Source organism: Vibrio sp. Isolate32 (genome assembly GCF_022397955.1).
GTDB lineage: Bacteria > Pseudomonadota > Gammaproteobacteria > Enterobacterales > Vibrionaceae > Vibrio.
In genome coordinates this window covers 24,317-40,186 of record NZ_JAKEUQ010000006.1, presented here as the reverse complement: position 1 = coordinate 40,186, position 15,870 = coordinate 24,317, and the positions used below count along the sequence as shown (strand labels likewise).

The following is a 15,870-nucleotide window of genomic DNA, read 5'->3' as shown; positions in this document are numbered from 1 at the left end:
CTAGCCTAGTTTGATTGAGTTTCAAAATACGAAATCGTCAATAGATAACAAGGAGTTTAGCCGATTTGGTGGTGAAAGGTATTACCTATTAAGGTATGACTTGTTATACTGCGGGCTTATTTTGATTAATCCATAAAATAGATAGAGATCATGCTAAAGATATATAACACGCTCACAAGACAGAAAGAGGAATTCAAACCAATTACAGCTGGCAAAGTCGGCATGTATGTCTGTGGGGTAACCATATACGATCTCTGTCATATTGGTCATGGCCGTACGTTCGTTTCTTTCGACGTTGTGACTCGCTACCTGCGTTACTTAGGTTATGACCTAACGTTCGTTCGTAACATCACAGACATCGACGACAAAATCATTAAGCGTGCGAACGAAAACGGTGAGTCTTGCGATTCTCTGACTGAGCGCCTAATTGGCGAAATGCATGCTGACTTCGATGCGTTGAACATGAAGCGTCCAGACGTTGAGCCTCGTGCAACGGAATTCATTACTGAAATCATTGAGCTTGTAGAAAAGCTGATTGAACGTGGTTTTGCTTATGTAGCAAGCAACGGCGATGTAATGTTTGAAGTTAAGAAGTTTGACGAATACGGCAAGCTTTCTAAGCAAGACCTCGATCAGCTTCAAGCTGGTGCTCGTGTTGATGTTGACTCTGCAAAACGTAGCCCGTTAGATTTCGTGGTTTGGAAAATGTCTAAGCCGGGTGAACCAACATGGGAATCACCATGGGGTCCAGGTCGTCCAGGCTGGCACATCGAATGTTCTGCAATGAACTCATCAATCCTTGGTAATCACTTCGATATCCACGGTGGTGGTTCTGACCTTCAGTTCCCACACCACGAGAACGAAATCGCACAATCTTGCTGTGCACATGGTACTGACTATGTAAACACATGGATGCACAGTGGTATGGTGATGGTAGATAGAGAGAAGATGTCTAAGTCTCTAGGTAACTTCTTCACTATTCGTGATGTACTGGCACACTACGATGCGGAAACGGTTCGTTACTTCCTAATGTCTGGTCACTACCGTAGCCAGCTAAACTACAGCGAAGACAACCTAAACCAAGCTCGTGCATCGCTTGAGCGCCTATACACGTCACTTCGTGGCCTAGACCTTACTGCTGCACCTGCTGGTGGTGAAGAGTACGTAACTCGTTTCTCTACAGCGATGAACGATGACTTCAATACGCCAGAAGCATACTCAGTGCTGTTTGAAATGGCTCGTGAAATCAACCGTATTAAGACAGAAAGCATTGAAAAGGCGAGTGGACTTGGTGCGTTGATGCGTGAACTAGCGGACATCATCGGTATTCTTCACCAAGATCCAGAAGCATTCCTACAAGGTGATGCAGCGGGTAATGATGACGAAGTGGCTGAAATCGAAGCTCTGATCAAACTGCGTAACGACTCTCGTGCTTCAAAAGATTGGGCAAATGCCGATCTTGCTCGTGATAAGTTAAACGAGTTAGGCATCGTTCTGGAAGACGGCCCAGAAGGTACGACTTGGCGTCGTAAGTAATCTTAGAAAAAAGGGCTGATTTTCAGCCCTTTTTTCTAGCAAAAATTCTCGAATTTCACCTTTTCTATATTCAACTTTATTAGACAGGAATATTTCTGTGGCTCAGATGTATTTTTACTACTCGGCAATGAATGCGGGTAAATCAACAACGCTTCTTCAATCTTCATTCAACTACCAAGAACGTGGTATGACGCCGGTGATCTTTACGGCAGCACTCGATGATCGCTACGGTATTGGTAAAGTGAGCTCTCGAATTGGTCTTCAATCTGAAGCACAGCTTTTTAAGAGTGACACGAATCTTTTTGAAGCGATTAACGAGCTGAACGAGCAAAAAAAGCGTCACTGTGTACTGATCGATGAGTGTCAGTTCTTGTCGAAAGAGCAGGTATATCAGTTAACAGAAGTGGTTGATAAACTGCATATCCCTGTGCTCTGTTACGGGCTAAGAACAGACTTCCTTGGTGAGCTGTTTGAAGGCAGTAAGTATCTACTGTCTTGGGCTGATAAGCTGGTGGAACTGAAAACCATCTGCCACTGTGGCCGCAAAGCGAACATGGTAATCCGTACCGATGAGCACGGTGTCGCGATCGCGGAAGGTGATCAAGTGGCAATTGGTGGCAACGATAAATACGTGTCTGTATGTCGCCTTCACTACAAAGAAGCGCTAGGTAAATAAGCGTTTTTCAATGTTTCGGTGATAACTGAAATACAAAGTAATGGAATAAAAAAAACGGTGGTTCAGTGCCACCGTTTTTGTTTTTATTGGTTATCGCTATCTATTCAAAGCCGAGTTTCTTAATCGCTTGATAGGCGAGAACCACTTCCTCTGGGATAGGCATTTCAATCTGAAAACCTTTAGCGGGGTACGATTTGATGCGTTCAAAATCCGCCACCAATGCGCCTAACACCATATCTAATGGCAACTCTTCATTAAAGTAATCGACCCAGTCCTGCCATTTGGAGGTTACAGTTATTTCCGTTGTCTCTTCAGGCCATTGTTTACTGAAGGTCGCGTAGGTTCGTTTCTCCATAAAGGGCTTCTGCACTAAGGTCAGCTTTTTAGGAGATAATCCTAGCTCAGTAAGCAACTCATGTGTGAAACGGACATTCTCTCCAGTATTTGTTGCGTGCTTTTCGATTACGATGTCAGAATCAGGCACGCCACAGTCTCTAGCAATGGCTGCAAAAGTTTCTGCTTCTGAGCGGTCAAAATTGCCTTCAGTGAAGCGTCCAACACCACCGGAAAAAACGATGTAGGGCGCTATCTTTTGGTGATAAAGCTTGGCCGCATATTCTGCGACTCTTGTATCGTTGCTGCATAACACAAAAATACAGTCTGAAGGCTCAACTTTATGACCCATAGACATGAAATTCCAAAGCGTATCGATTGAATGGTGCAGTTTATTTAATGGTTGTTTAGTCATGAAGAGCGTCCAATGTGGATTCAAACTTAAACGAATAACCTAAGTCGAAAATCTTTTTTGAAGAGATCAGTTTGTCTGGGTCATTAACAATAGGTGGAAGTGGCTCGTTACTATTCGCGCTCTTTAAAGCTGCAGCATAGAACTCCGCTTTGCTTACTGTGTTTGGCGTTGTCACATTCGCGACTTCGTTATGCAGGTGACTGATTGCAAAATCAACCGCACCAATCGCATCATCAAGGTGCAGCATATTCGCAGGGGCTTGGTTGCTTACTTGTTTTAGTTTACTGGCAAAGCGCGATGGGTGGCGATTTGGACCAATTAATCCACTAAAGCGAAGAATGGTGTAATCAATATCAGAATCCATCACCGACTGTTCAGCTTGAAGCATGATTCGCGCGTTATCGGAGAATGTGCAAGCGTGAACGCTGTCATCGTTCGCAAGTGCGAATGATGCATCATGCTCGTACAAGATGCCTGGGTTAGTTGGATACACCGTTGTTGAACTGATCATAATCAGCTTCTTAATATTGGCTTGCTGACAAGCTTTAGTAAGTAGCTGCCAATAGTCTGCATATTCTTCCCCTGCACCTTTTCTAAAACCAGGAGGGAAGCTACCAATCACTATCTCGGTATTGTGTTCGAGCAGTAAAGAATAGAGTTGTCTGACGGTTTGCTCTGGGTTTGACGAATCAAAGCGGAATACTTCGCAGGGAATACGTTCACTACTGATCGTGTTTGCACCAGCTTGGGTCGTTTTAGTGACGACGACGTGGTTACCATGTCTCTCTAGATGTTCAGATAAAGGTGCGCCTACCCATCCAGCACCAACAATAAATATAGAAGCCATCTGTTCCTCACAACGACAAGCTAGGGATTTAATAAGCCTAACAAAACTATGCCCAAAAATGAAAAAACTCCACGGCCGAAGCGAGTGGAGTTTTTGCTAGTATAATAGAACTTTATTTAAGTACGCGAAGCAGCTTGTCTGCACGCTCTGCCATCTCAATACCTTCATCTGTCAGGTAACCGCCGTCTGGCTGAGTGCAAAGGTTTTTTTCAAATAGACGCTTAACAGCGTCTTGAGTTTCTTGAGCAGCCTCTTGATGAACTTTAATTCCAGTAGCGGCGCTACTTACATCAAATTGAAGAAGGAGGTTTAAATCAGCAATATGTTCAGCGTTGTACTTCATAATTAACCTATATGTTCATAACGTTCTCTGCCTTCACCTTAGTGCGCATTCTCGGCTCAGGCAATAGCAAATAAAGAGAATTGATAAGTGATACCAAATTGATTGATTAATCACCGAGTGATGGGTTTATTTTGGTTATATTGGGTGATTTACACCCACTTAAATCATCAGTGATGTTTATTGCTAAGTGGTTGTAATATATTTTGCCTAGGGCGTGTTGATCTTTCGTGAGTTTTTATTGAACAGCATGGTAAAGGGTTATAATTTGCTTCGCCAAAAGTAAAACAATAACCCATACCATGACAAGAACAATGCTAACTGATATTCGCTGGGGACTGCTACTCCAAGTTATGAAAAGTACAGTTCGTATTTACCATAAAACTGAACATCGAATGACATTTGAAGGAATACTCTATCGAATGAGAACAGGTATTCCTTGGCGAGATCTACCCTCTGAGTTCGGAGGTGGGGTACCGTTTACAGAAGATTTAATCTTTGGTCAAAAAAGGAGTTATAGATAAGACTTTCAGTAGCTTATCTAGCATAGCTGATTTTGAATGGGTCTTTCTTGATGGCTCTTTAGTTCGAGCGCATCAGCATAGCACAGGTGCAGCTACTGAAAGCTCAGAGCAAATAGGAAAAAGTCGCGGGGGCAACTCAACCAAAATTCACTTAGCCGTGGATAGTGGTGGCCTACCGATTTGCTTTGATTTATCAGAAGGACAACGCCACGACATAGTACATGCCGAAAGCTTAGTCGAGCAACTCGATGAAGCTAATACCATCGTTTGTGATAAAGGATACGACAGCGAACCTTTACGTACTTTTGTTAAGGAACGTGGCGGAGAAACGGTAATTGCTAAACGCAGTTACGGACAATATATAGACAAAGACAGTATGGGTTGTTGTCTATACAAGTATCGTCACTTGGTCGAAAATGCCTTTGGGAGAATTAAGTATTATCTGGCTATTTAAAGTAGATATGACAAGTTAGAAAGGAATTCTGCCAGCATGTTATCGCTGGCATTTATGTTAATGTGGCTGCCGATGTATTGTTGAACGCAAAATGTACAGCAAAGATCAACACGCCCTAGAAATAATTTGTATTGAGCGAATATTGTATAAAAAGGATATGTATAAGTGAGAGCGAACAAAGTAGCATTGACGATCAGTATGCTATTTGCTATCTCAGGTTGTCAAAGCACACCCTCAGAGCAGGCAGACGCGAACCAAACCACAAACAACAATAATGAATCTACAATAGAGGTCCGTTCATTTCAGTCTGTCCAAAGCGTTTACTCCGAATGGGAAGTTAAGCTTGAAGACCATGCTCAATTGCCTCTCTATGCACCAGAGAATTACAATGAACTATTAGACGCATGGGATGATGCTGAAAGCATTTATGCGGACTTACTGAAAGACGAAACTCGAATAACCAAGAGTTACTCCATTTTTTCGAGCCTAACTTACGCTGAAGCCTTCGATGAAAAAATCGCTTTGATTAAATCAAACTATGACTCGATCTTAGTGTTAAAGAAGAAGGCTGACCGAGTGCTCGCTGATTCGATTGTCCAAATGGATTACCTGAAGTTCCTTGGCGCAGATACCATGTTTACCTCGAGCTATAAACGTTTGTATTCAGAATACAGTGAGTTGTTCGAGTATGTGCTTGTCGATGAGCTTGAAGACGCTCAAGAAGCGCAGGTGGAATTTCTTAACAATGCTCGCTTACTAGAAGTTAAAGTGGCTCATAAGAAATACATCGAACCTTTGAAGAACGAATTAGAGTTCTTGGAAGATGAAGATTTTGATGATGTTGCTCCGCTGACCTTTGCGAAGGCGACATATCAAATTGCGTTGGCCGAAAGTCAAGTGAAAGCCAGCCCTCGTGAGAAGTCGATCATTGAAGACGCGGTTCACGCTGCGGAGTTTGAATTGAATCACGTGCGCAGTGTCGCTCATGAAGTCAAAGTACTCGCGAGTGTAAAAGGCGACAAGTTCGAACAGTCGGTTTTGAATGCTGAGAATCAGCTACTGAGCATTTCACAAATCGTCAATGATGAAGATTACCGTGATGTTGGTTTACATCAGCAATCAAAGAAGATTGTAGCGAGTGTTAAAGCGCTAAAAAGCTCTGATATGACAGGGCTTTTAAAGTCAGAGATTGAAGCTTTGACCGAGCAACTGGCTAAGCTAGAGTCTGAAAATCAGAAGCAAGTACAGCAATTGTCTGAAGCAACCAAACACAGTGAGTTGCTAGGTGAGCAGATTACGAAGAGTGATGCGCACATAAAAAGCTTAGAAGAACTAGTCGATAGTTTGAAAAGCTTAAGTGGCAAAGTTGCTAACGAAAGCGACTCTGATGTGATTTCCCCAGCTGTTGAAGGATATGACCCTAGAACAATCATCAGAAGAAGTGATTGAACCTTCGGTTTAGCATCACTAATTTCTTTATTTGTGATTGAGTTAAAAGCGCCTAGGGGCGCTTTTTTACGTTTTATTGATCTATGTCAAAATCTAGAAATAAAAGCGCTCAGTGATCCGTCATAGTGTACGTTATTCTTTTGGTTTTAACGTAACTTGTTGATATTTATAGGTGTGTTATTTTCTATGCTGATAACTAATCATTCAGCAGAGTTTTCTTTTTACTACTAAAGTCGTATAAATTTGGAATAACTCGGACTCTTTGCTTTCAACAAGGCTGTGAGAGGCATTTTGAGCCTAAAATAGCTCTTGAATTCAGAAATGAAAGAGAGGATTATCGCGCTCCCGACGACATGTTTCAAAATGTAAATCATCATGAATCTAAACCAATTTGACTCATTATTACCGCCACAAATGGCTGAGCGCGCTGCAGATATTGGCGTAGGTAAAGCAACCAAAGATCCAATCAAATCTTTTCTACTAGCGATCTCAGCTGGTATCCATATCGGTATTGCGTTTGTGTTTTACACCATCGTTACTACCGGTGCTGGCGATTTGYCATGGGGTATCACTCGCTTATTGGGCGGTCTAGCATTTAGCTTGGGCTTAATTCTTGTTGTTGTCACAGGCGGTGAACTGTTTACAAGTTCAGTACTTACTTTGGTGGCTCGTGCAAGTGGCAAAATCACTTGGAAAACACTGATAAAGAACTGGGCTACGGTTTATATTGGTAACCTGATTGGAGCATTATTGCTTGTAACTTGTATGCTATTGACTAAGCAATACATGTTTGATCATGGGCAAGTTGGTTTAAACGCGATGGCGATTTCTCAACATAAGATGCATCACGATTTTATCCAAGCTGTCGCGCTAGGCATCATGTGTAACGTGTTGGTTTGTATTGCGGTGTGGATGACTTTCAGTGGACGTACGCTGACTGATAAAATTGCGGTAATGATCTTGCCAGTTGCGATGTTTGTATCATCGGGCTTTGAGCACTGTATTGCGAATATGTTCCAAGTACCGCTTGCTATCGGTATTAAGACGTTCGCTCCTGCTGAGTTCTGGACGATGACCGGTGCTAACGCTGCGGATTATGTTGACCTCAACATGATGGATTTTCTGACCAATAACCTACTGCCTGTGACTTTAGGTAATATTATCGGTGGTGGTATCTTTGTCGGCATGTGGTATTGGATGATTTATCTACGCGACTAATTCAAGTTCGGTGATTGCACTGAACTGATTGTGACACTAAAAAGACGGCTTGCATCGCAGGCCGTTTTTTATTTGTGGAAAACCATGTCACAGGATTCTCTCGTTAATAAGAGAAGGCTTGGTAACTACGATCTACAGATGTATATATGTCGTTGAAATTAACCAAGGATCAAAGGAAATGATCTTTTGGGAGAGTGACTTGGACAAAAAAGGATCTATATTGATTTGGTTATCCACAGTTTCTGTGGATAACCTGTCTCAAATTCAGTGAGTAACCAGATCTCATGGTAGGGGAGCGGCTATTTAGAAGCCTGAATTTGTGCAAGAACTCGACCTTCTTTGGTCAGTGATGTCTTCAAAGATAGGTGTAATGCAAGCGCCAAAGAACAACTCATCATGGCAAAAATAGCCAACATGATCATAAGTTGATATTTAATTGCGATCATTGGTGAAGCCCCACCTAGAATTTGTCCTGTCATCATCCCAGGTAGCGTTACTAGGCCGGTAGTGGCCATCGACGCCATAATTGGTGACATCGCCTTCTGTATCGCATTGCGTACAAATGGCGCGGCTGCGTAACTCGGTGCCGCTCCTAGGGCTATAGCTGCTTCATATTCTGATTTCTGTGTTTCGAAAGCGCCAAACAAGTTCTGTAGTGCCACTATATTGCTGCTTAGGCTGTTACCTAATAGCATCCCTGCAATAGGGATAAGGTATTGGGCACTAAACAACGGTGTCGGCTTGATGATAAAGAAGCAGATAAACAAAACAATGGGTACGCTCGTTACAGCAAGACCAATAGCAACCGGGCCAAGTAGCAGCTTTCTAGGCAGCTTCGATTTTTCGACAATGGAACTTGCTCCGACGACTATCATGGCAAATAACCACAGTAAATTGACCCACAAGCTATTTAGAGTAAATAGGTACTCTAGATAAAGCCCTACCAGAAAGAGCTGTACAGCCATACGCACAATACTAATAGAAGCCTCTTTGCCTAGACCTAATTTCAGTTTGTGATTAATGGTGATCGGTAAGATGAGAAGTGAGCTAAACAGCAGTAATTGCCACCAAGATATGTCGATAACGTCTTGCATAGTGCTTCCTTTTTATTGGACACATATCATATCTGAAAGTGCCAAATGATGCATTTCAGCCTACGGGCTTTTGATTCAATTGTTACGCAAGAATATAACAATTGCAGTACAATACCTTGGTCTTTTGATGCATTTTTAGCTACTACTTAGTAGGTAAAACGTTAAAATTGGTTACAACAGAGTTTCGTAAGTGTTAGTTTTTAACATTTGTGAAGCGTGCTTAATTCTTCACATTTGTTAATACTTTTTAATATGTTTCTTTAACTGAAAACAACTCTGGATGAGCTCAAAAAAGTGTTGATTAGCAAGGGTTATAGCGGGAGATTTCATTGAACCCTACTTTGAGTATGGTTTAAAATTTGTTGTTAGAAACTGATGAACTGTAGCCCCTTAGAATGGGCTTATCGAAATTACTAAATACAAAATAGGCAAAATGTATGAGTGATGTTAATAAAATTGAAACTGGCGAAAAACGCTCGCTGGAGTGGAAGTCATTCCTCTTCATCGCAGTGGTTCTCTTTCCTGTGTTGAGTGTTGCTTTTGTAGGTGGCTACGGCTTCTTAGTTTGGGCGCTTCAAGTGTTCGTATTCGGACCTCCAGGTGCTCACATAGGCATGTAATGCCCTCACGTAACAACATTTTTTAGACCAAATATTTAAGAGAGCTAATCATGAAGTCATTTTTAGTTAAACTGTGGCGAACTATGACTCGCCCTGCAGTACACATCAGCCTCGGTGTACTAACCATGGGTGGTTTTATCGCAGGTGTTATCTTTTGGGGTGGTTTCAACACCGCTTTAGAACACACTAACACAGAAGAATTCTGTATCAGCTGTCATACGATGCGTGACAACGTATACGTAGAGCTACAAGAAACAGTTCACTGGAAAAATACATCTGGTGTACGTGCTACTTGTCCTGACTGTCACGTTCCTCACGAATGGACAGCAAAAATCGCTCGTAAGATGCAAGCATCTAAAGAAGTATTCGCACAAGTTTTCGGTGACCTAGACACACCTGAGAAATTCGAAGCACGTCGTATCGAGTTGGCAAAACACGAATGGGATCGTTTCTCTGCAAATAAATCTTTAGAGTGTAAAAACTGCCATAACTACGATTCTATGGATTTCGACAACATGCGTCCTACTGCGCGTATTCAAATGAAGAATGCAGCAGAGCGTGACCAAAGCTGTGTTGACTGTCACAAAGGTATTGCACATAACCTTCCATTAGATATGGAATCGGCAAGTGGTATCGTTGGTGAGCTTGAGCAAGTTGCTAGCAGTACTTCTTACTCGAACGGTGCAGAAGTAATTTCAATTCGTCACCTTCCAATGTACACGGATGAGACTGCAACCGTTGAAGCGGGTCTGCTAAGCCCTGCGAGTAAAGTTGCTGTTATCGATCAGAAAGGCGACATGATCAAGGTTCAAATCGATGGTTGGCGTAAAGCGAAAGGCTTCGGACGTGTAATCCAAGAAGACTTCGGTATGAACATCTCAACGGCGATCTTGACGAAAGAAGTATCTCAAAGTGACGTAATCACTGTTGGCGAGAAGAAAGAAGATGAGCTAACTGGCCTTCCATGGGAAGAAGTTAACCTAGCACTTTGGATGAAGAAAGAGTCTATGGTTGATAACTTCGATCCAATCTGGAACGCAGCTGGTCAAGCGTACCAATCTAACTGTTCAACTTGTCACTCACAACCAGATGAAGCGCACTTCAGTGCTAACGGTTGGGTAGGCATGCTAGATGGTATGATTGCATTCGTTAACTTCGATACAGATACAGAAGCATTGGTTCTTAAGTATCTACAGAAGCACTCATCAGATTTTTCTGAAGGCCATCACTAATAAGACGTCAATTGGAGTAACACAATGGCAATTACAAGAAGAAGTTTTCTGAAAGGTGTCGCAACGACGAGTGCGGCATCGGTTATCGGTCCAAGCTTACTGGCGTCGGCTTCAGCATCTGCTGCAGAAACAGACGGCACATGGAAAGTCTCTGGTTCTCACTGGGGTGCATTCCGAGCTCGCGTTTACGCGGGTAAAGTACAAGAAATTAAACCTCTAGAAATCGATCAGCACCCAACTGAAATGCTGAAAGGTATCAAGGGTATTATCTACAGCCCATCACGTGTGCGTTACCCTATGGTTCGCCTAGATTGGTTTAAGAAGCATAAATACAGCGCAGACACGCGTGGTAACAACCGCTTTATTCGTGTGACTTGGGATGAGGCTCTAGACCTTGTTTATCGCGAACTAGAGCGCGTACAGAAAGATTACGGTCCATGGGCGCTTCACACAGGTCAAACTGGTTGGAGACAAACTGGTCAGTTCCACAGCTGTACTAACCACATGCAACGTGCAATGGCACTTCACGGTTACTCTGTGAAGAAAATCGGTGACTACTCGACAGGTGCTGGTCAAACGATCATGCCTTACGTACTAGGCTCTACTGAAGTTTATGCACAAGGTACATCTTGGGAACTTATCCTAGAAAACAGTGACAACATTGTTCTTTGGGGTAACGATCCAGTTAAAAACCTTCAAGTAGGTTGGACATGTGAAACTCATGAGTCGTTCGCATACTTAGAACAGCTGAAAGAAAAAGTTGCTAAGAAAGAAATCAACGTTGTTTCTGTTGACCCTGTTAAGAACAAAACAGGTCGTTACCTAGAAAACGAGCAGTTCTACATCAACCCACAAACTGACGTGGCGTTCATGCTTGGTGTTGCTCACGTACTTTACAATGAAGGTCTATACGACAAGAAGTTCATCGAAACTTACTGTCTAGGTTTTGAAGACTTCATCAAGTACGTTCAAGGTGAAACGAAAGACAAAGTTGAGAAGACTCCTGAATGGGCTTCTGCTATCTGTGGCGCTAGCGCGGACTCTATCCGTGACTTCGCTAAGATGCTCGTTAACGGCCGTACACAGATTCTTGTTGGTTGGAGTATCCAGCGTCAACAACACGGTGAACAGCCTTACTGGATGTGTGCAGTTATCGCAGCAATGGTTGGCCAAATCGGTCTACCTGGCGGTGGTATCTCTTACGGTCACCACTACTCTGGTATCGGTGTATCTTCAACTGGTTTCGCTGCTCCGGGATCTTTCCCGCTGAACATCGACCAAGGTCAGAAGCCTAAGTATACAAACACAGATTACAACGGTTACAGCCGCGTAATCCCAGTTGCTCGTTGGGTTGATAGCTTGCTAGAGCCTGGTAAGAAGATCAAAGCGAATGGTGCAACGGTAACACTACCTGATATCAAGATGATGGTATTCAGTGGTAACAACCCGTGGCACCACCACCAAGATCGCAACAAGATGCGTAAAGCATTCAAGAGTCTACAAACTGTAGTTGCTGTTGATTTCGCCTGGACTGCAACTTGTCGTCACTCTGACATCGTGCTTCCAGCATGTACTCAGTGGGAACGTAACGATATCGATGGTTACGGCGCATACTCTGGCCGTGGTTTGATCGCGATGCACAAACTAGTGGATCCTCTGTTCCAGTCTAAGACTGACTTCGAGATCATGTCTAGCCTAACTAAGCGTTGGGGTCGTTACGACGATTACACGCGTGGTATGGACGAAATGCAGTGGGTTAAATCTCTGTACGACGAATGTCGCGCAGCAAATGAAGGCAGCTTCGAAATGCCTGAGTTCGCTGAGTTCTGGGAAAAAGGCTTCCTAGACTTCGGTAAAGGTAAGCCATGGACTCGTCACGCTTCATTCCGTGAAGATCCAGAGATCAACGCACTAGGTACACCTTCTGGTTTCATCGAAATCACAAGCCGTACTGTTGGCAACATGGGCTACGAGCACTGTCAAGAACACCCAATGTGGTTTGAGAAATCTGAACGTTCACACGGTGGTCCAGGCTCTGATAAACACCCGTACTGGCTACAATCTTGTCACCCAGACAAGCGTCTTCACTCTCAGATGTGTGAATCTGAAGAGTGGCGTGCGACTTACGCGGTACAAGGCCGTGAGCCAATCTACATCAACCCAGTGGATGCTAAGAAGAAAGGCATCAAAGGCGGTGACGTAGTACGAGTGTTCAACGACCGTGGTCAACTACTAGCAGGTGCTGTTCTAATGGATAGTTACGCTCCTGGTGTTGTACGTATCGAAGAAGGTGCTTGGTACGGTCCGATCAACGAGAAAGTGGGCGCGCTAGATACATACGGCGATCCAAACACACTGACTCAAGATATCGGTACTTCTGAGCTAGCTCAAGCGACGTCTGCAAACACATGTTTGGTAGACTTCGAGAAGTTCCAAGGCAAACTGCCTCCAGTAACTTCATTCGGCGGTCCAATCGAAGTTTCTTAAGTACTGAGATAAACGTTTAAATTAAAGCCCCTGTAAGCACTCTTACAGGGGCTTTTTGTTTTTCACCTATCCTAGCTTGTAATTACGTAAAAGCATCGGTGTGGCGTGTTTAGAAGCGTTTTGAGATGTGAGGGACGAGAAGCTTACCGGTTAGAGTCTGTTCTTAGATAAGAGCGGCTGTAAGTGTTGATTAGGATGATAAAGCAAAAAGGTCGATACCAAGTACCGACCTAATAGAGACCTATCGAGCTGTGAGATTTAAATCTCGAACATAAACCAATAACCGTACGCACAGATTAAAGCGGGTACGCTTGAGTACAAGGTCGCGACCAGTGCAGCTTTGGGTGCCATCGCAATGGCTGGGAACAGCGCATCACCATCATTTGAAATTGCATTGCCTACCTGAGCTGAAAGGGGAAGTGCGCCTGACAGGTAGAGGCTAGTCACCAATAATTGTGGTCCACAGCCCGGTAGCAAACCCATCAGGACCCCAGCCAGGGGGAGCATAATTCCCCAGCTTGAGAATAGCGTCGCAAAATCAACATTTGCTATTACAGAGCCGAATTCAAAGAAGAGGAAAGCGACCACAACCCAGGCCGTAACGAAGTTAGTATCCTGTGCTGTTTTTTGTAGTGGGTGGGAGCCTAGACATTTTTCGTCCTCACTTACCGCTGATTTGTAGTCTTTTATCTCACGTGTGAGGCCCCACAAAAACATGGAGCTAATCAACAAGATAGCTCCAATCCATTCCATCGACATCTCTGGTAAAGAGAGCAGTTGATTGACACCGACTTGAAATGAGCCGAGTAGAGCCACCGCAGCGCCCGGGATAATCAATACTGACCACAAATAACCTTGCAAATTGATCGCTTTTTTAGAAACGGTCTCTTTGTCTTCTGATTGAGATGCACTGCGACTAACTGGTTCATTATTCTCAACTTGTTTTGGACGTAAAAAGTCATCGGCATGGAATAGGTTGATGATGCGACCTGAAGCCGTACCGACAATGACACCCATCGCCATCATAGCGAGGCCTGTTTTCGGTTCGCTGGCTATGAGTAAAAAGGCTGCATCACCCATAGTGGAAACCAACACGGCAACAACAGCACCGAAACCGAGCTTACCCGAGATAAATTGTGTGGTTACCACGATTGCACCACCACAACCGGGCAGCGCACCCATCAGAGCGGCAAATACAACTTGGTTAGAACGAGATTGATGGACCAACTTGCTGAATACGTTGTCTTTGTTGATGTAGAGAGCTAGCCAGTGATAGACCGCTAGGGTTAAAGCAACATAACAAGACACAGCCCAGAACGCGTCAGATAAGGTTGTTACCGTAAGCTCTCGCGTAGCCGGTGCTGCAACAAGAGCGGCAAGTGAAATAGGCAAAAGCAGTCGCTTGAAAGAGAGTGAAAACTGAGTTGTTTTCGCAGTGCTACTGCTTGGTAAAAATGAGATTAGTCGATCCATTGGTGTTACTCAAAAATAGGTGTCTAATTATCAATATACACGAATGATAATAATTATCAATTGCATTGTTGGATTTTTTCTATTCTTGAAGTGGGGAAAATCGACGAAACATGACCAAACTAAAAAAATAAGGTAAAGTGTGCCAATAAAGAGAGGCTCTATAGGTAGAGTCGTAATTGTTAGTGTAATAGGAAGAAACATGATTTTAGTTGTTGGTCACAAAAACCCTGATAGTGACAGTATTTGTAGTGCGTTAGTTGCAACAGAGCTTCTTAAAGCTCGTGGCGAGGAAGCGACACCAATTCGCCAAGGCGAGATCAACCGCGAAACTCAACACATTCTTGAAGTTGCTGGTGCAGAAATGCCAGAACTTCGTACTTCTGTTGCTGGTGAGAAAATCTGGCTAGTAGACTACTCAGATCTAGCACAAGCACCAGACGATGTTGCTGACGCAGAGATCCTAGGTATTGTCGATCACCACCGCCTAGGTGACGTGATGACAGTAAACCCAATGGAAGCTTGGATCTGGCCTGTTGGTTGTACAAACACAGTACTTTTCAACATGTTCAAGATTGAAGGCCACGCTATCTCTCAACAAATCGCTAAGCTAATGATGTCTGCAATCCTTTCAGACACAGTTGGTTTCGCATCTCCAACTTGTACTCAAAAAGATAAAGACGCGGTTGCTGAACTTGCTGAAATCGCTGGCGTAGACGACGTTGATGCATTCATTAAAGCACTTCTAATCGCTAAAACCAACATCGAAGGTCTATCTGCTGCACAGCTAGTAGAAAAAGACCTTAAAGGCTACCCATTCAACGGTCGCGATGTTGTTGTTGGTCAAGTTGAGCTTGCGACTCTTGAGCAAGTTGACGGTATGATCGAAGCACTTGAAGCGGATCTTGAAGAGCGTTGTGAGAAAGACGGTCTAGCATTCGCAGCTGTAATGCTTACTGACATCACTACGGCTCAAACTCGTCTACTTTACAAAGGTGAGTGGGCTGAGAAATTGGTTAAGCACGAAAAAGACGGCATGCTAATGATGGAAAACACATTAAGCCGTAAGAAGCAAGGCTGGCCTTGGCTACAAGGTGAGCTTGTTTAATCAAGTCACTTAATAATAAACGCCTGCTAAGTTAGCAGGCGTTTTTCTTTGAAGTAAGCACTTTTCT

12 protein-coding genes and 2 pseudogenes are annotated in these 15,870 nt (G+C 43.6%); 9 read left to right on the top strand and 5 right to left on the bottom strand.

Annotated features, from left to right (window positions below; translation table 11 throughout):
- The first annotated feature begins 150 nt into the window (after window positions 1-150).
- Window positions 151-1,536 (top strand): cysteine--tRNA ligase, encoded by a 1,386-nt coding sequence (gene cysS / locus L1D11_RS06305; protein WP_061031752.1) that lies wholly within the window; start codon window positions 151-153, stop codon window positions 1,534-1,536.
- Window positions 1,537-1,633: 97 nt separating this feature from the next.
- A complete protein-coding gene (locus tag L1D11_RS06300) occupies window positions 1,634-2,212 on the top strand; it encodes a thymidine kinase (protein WP_239831972.1) in 579 nt (192 codons plus the stop codon).
- Between the two features lie 100 nt (window positions 2,213-2,312).
- On the opposite strand, the gene L1D11_RS06295 is transcribed toward L1D11_RS06300, so the two are convergent.
- From L1D11_RS06295 to L1D11_RS06285, 3 genes are all read right to left on the bottom strand, one after another.
- Window positions 2,313-2,960 (bottom strand): YdcF family protein, encoded by a 648-nt coding sequence (locus L1D11_RS06295; RefSeq protein WP_239831973.1) that lies wholly within the window; start codon window positions 2,958-2,960, stop codon window positions 2,313-2,315.
- A complete protein-coding gene (locus tag L1D11_RS06290; protein WP_239831974.1) occupies window positions 2,953-3,807 on the bottom strand; it encodes an NAD(P)H-binding protein in 855 nt (284 codons plus the stop codon). Before L1D11_RS06290 ends, L1D11_RS06295 begins: the two co-directional genes overlap by 8 nt.
- A 112-nt stretch (window positions 3,808-3,919) precedes the next feature.
- Window positions 3,920-4,150 (bottom strand): TIGR02647 family protein, encoded by a 231-nt coding sequence (locus tag L1D11_RS06285; protein WP_017630468.1) that lies wholly within the window; start codon window positions 4,148-4,150, stop codon window positions 3,920-3,922.
- Window positions 4,151-4,449: 299 nt separating this feature from the next.
- Here L1D11_RS06285 and L1D11_RS06280 point away from each other — a divergent pair.
- From L1D11_RS06280 to focA, 3 genes and pseudogenes are all read left to right on the top strand, one after another.
- Window positions 4,450-5,209, top strand: a pseudogene (locus L1D11_RS06280) (IS5 family transposase).
- A gap of 81 nt (window positions 5,210-5,290) precedes the next feature.
- Window positions 5,291-6,587 (top strand): annotated as a pseudogene (locus L1D11_RS06275) (ATPase).
- Window positions 6,588-6,949: 362 nt separating this feature from the next.
- Window positions 6,950-7,792, top strand: coding sequence for a formate transporter FocA (gene focA / locus L1D11_RS06270; RefSeq protein ID WP_239862295.1), 843 nt, complete (start codon window positions 6,950-6,952; stop codon window positions 7,790-7,792).
- A gap of 299 nt (window positions 7,793-8,091) precedes the next feature.
- On the opposite strand, the gene L1D11_RS06265 is transcribed toward focA, so the two are convergent.
- Window positions 8,092-8,886 carry an ABC transporter permease gene (locus tag L1D11_RS06265; RefSeq protein WP_239831976.1) on the bottom strand — a complete coding sequence of 265 codons (795 nt, stop codon included), beginning with the start codon at window positions 8,884-8,886 and terminating at the stop codon, window positions 8,092-8,094.
- 437 nt (window positions 8,887-9,323) lie between these two features.
- Here L1D11_RS06265 and torE point away from each other — a divergent pair, with 437 nt between their 5' ends.
- Genes torE through torA form a run of 3 tightly spaced genes read left to right on the top strand, consistent with a single transcriptional unit; the run spans window position 9,324 to window position 13,225 of the window.
- Window positions 9,324-9,506 (top strand): trimethylamine N-oxide reductase system protein TorE, encoded by a 183-nt coding sequence (gene torE, locus L1D11_RS06260; RefSeq protein WP_239831977.1) that lies wholly within the window; start codon window positions 9,324-9,326, stop codon window positions 9,504-9,506.
- A gap of 50 nt (window positions 9,507-9,556) precedes the next feature.
- Window positions 9,557-10,738, top strand: a complete 1,182-nt coding sequence (torC, locus tag L1D11_RS06255) for a pentaheme c-type cytochrome TorC (RefSeq protein ID WP_239831978.1) — start codon at window positions 9,557-9,559, stop codon at window positions 10,736-10,738.
- 24 nt (window positions 10,739-10,762) lie between these two features.
- Window positions 10,763-13,225 (top strand): trimethylamine-N-oxide reductase TorA, encoded by a 2,463-nt coding sequence (torA, locus tag L1D11_RS06250; RefSeq protein WP_239831979.1) that lies wholly within the window; start codon window positions 10,763-10,765, stop codon window positions 13,223-13,225.
- 258 nt (window positions 13,226-13,483) lie between these two features.
- Here torA and L1D11_RS06245 read toward each other — a convergent pair whose 3' ends face one another.
- Window positions 13,484-14,698 (bottom strand): putative manganese transporter, encoded by a 1,215-nt coding sequence (locus L1D11_RS06245; RefSeq protein ID WP_239831980.1) that lies wholly within the window; start codon window positions 14,696-14,698, stop codon window positions 13,484-13,486.
- Window positions 14,699-14,897: 199 nt separating this feature from the next.
- Between L1D11_RS06245 and L1D11_RS06240 the strand changes: the two genes are divergently transcribed.
- Window positions 14,898-15,803: a manganese-dependent inorganic pyrophosphatase gene (locus tag L1D11_RS06240; protein WP_004742049.1), complete on the top strand. Its 906-nt coding sequence runs from the start codon at window positions 14,898-14,900 to the stop codon at window positions 15,801-15,803.
- The last annotated feature ends 67 nt before the right edge of the window (window positions 15,804-15,870 follow it).

Excerpts from the sequence above, each read along its gene's own strand:
- torE (WP_239831977.1), top strand. The coding sequence starts at position 9,324 with ATGAGTGATGTTAATAAAATTGAAACTGGCGAAAAACGCTCGCTGGAG.
- L1D11_RS06295 (WP_239831973.1), bottom strand. The coding sequence starts at position 2,960 with ATGACTAAACAACCATTAAATAAACTGCACCATTCAATCGATACGCTT.
- L1D11_RS06285 (WP_017630468.1), bottom strand. The coding sequence starts at position 4,150 with ATGAAGTACAACGCTGAACATATTGCTGATTTAAACCTCCTTCTTCAA.
- L1D11_RS06290 (WP_239831974.1), bottom strand. The coding sequence starts at position 3,807 with ATGGCTTCTATATTTATTGTTGGTGCTGGATGGGTAGGCGCACCTTTA.
- cysS (WP_061031752.1), top strand. The coding sequence starts at position 151 with ATGCTAAAGATATATAACACGCTCACAAGACAGAAAGAGGAATTCAAA.
- L1D11_RS06265 (WP_239831976.1), bottom strand. The coding sequence starts at position 8,886 with ATGCAAGACGTTATCGACATATCTTGGTGGCAATTACTGCTGTTTAGC.
- L1D11_RS06245 (WP_239831980.1), bottom strand. The coding sequence starts at position 14,698 with ATGGATCGACTAATCTCATTTTTACCAAGCAGTAGCACTGCGAAAACA.
- torA (WP_239831979.1), top strand. The coding sequence starts at position 10,763 with ATGGCAATTACAAGAAGAAGTTTTCTGAAAGGTGTCGCAACGACGAGT.
- L1D11_RS06240 (WP_004742049.1), top strand. The coding sequence starts at position 14,898 with ATGATTTTAGTTGTTGGTCACAAAAACCCTGATAGTGACAGTATTTGT.
- torC (WP_239831978.1), top strand. The coding sequence starts at position 9,557 with ATGAAGTCATTTTTAGTTAAACTGTGGCGAACTATGACTCGCCCTGCA.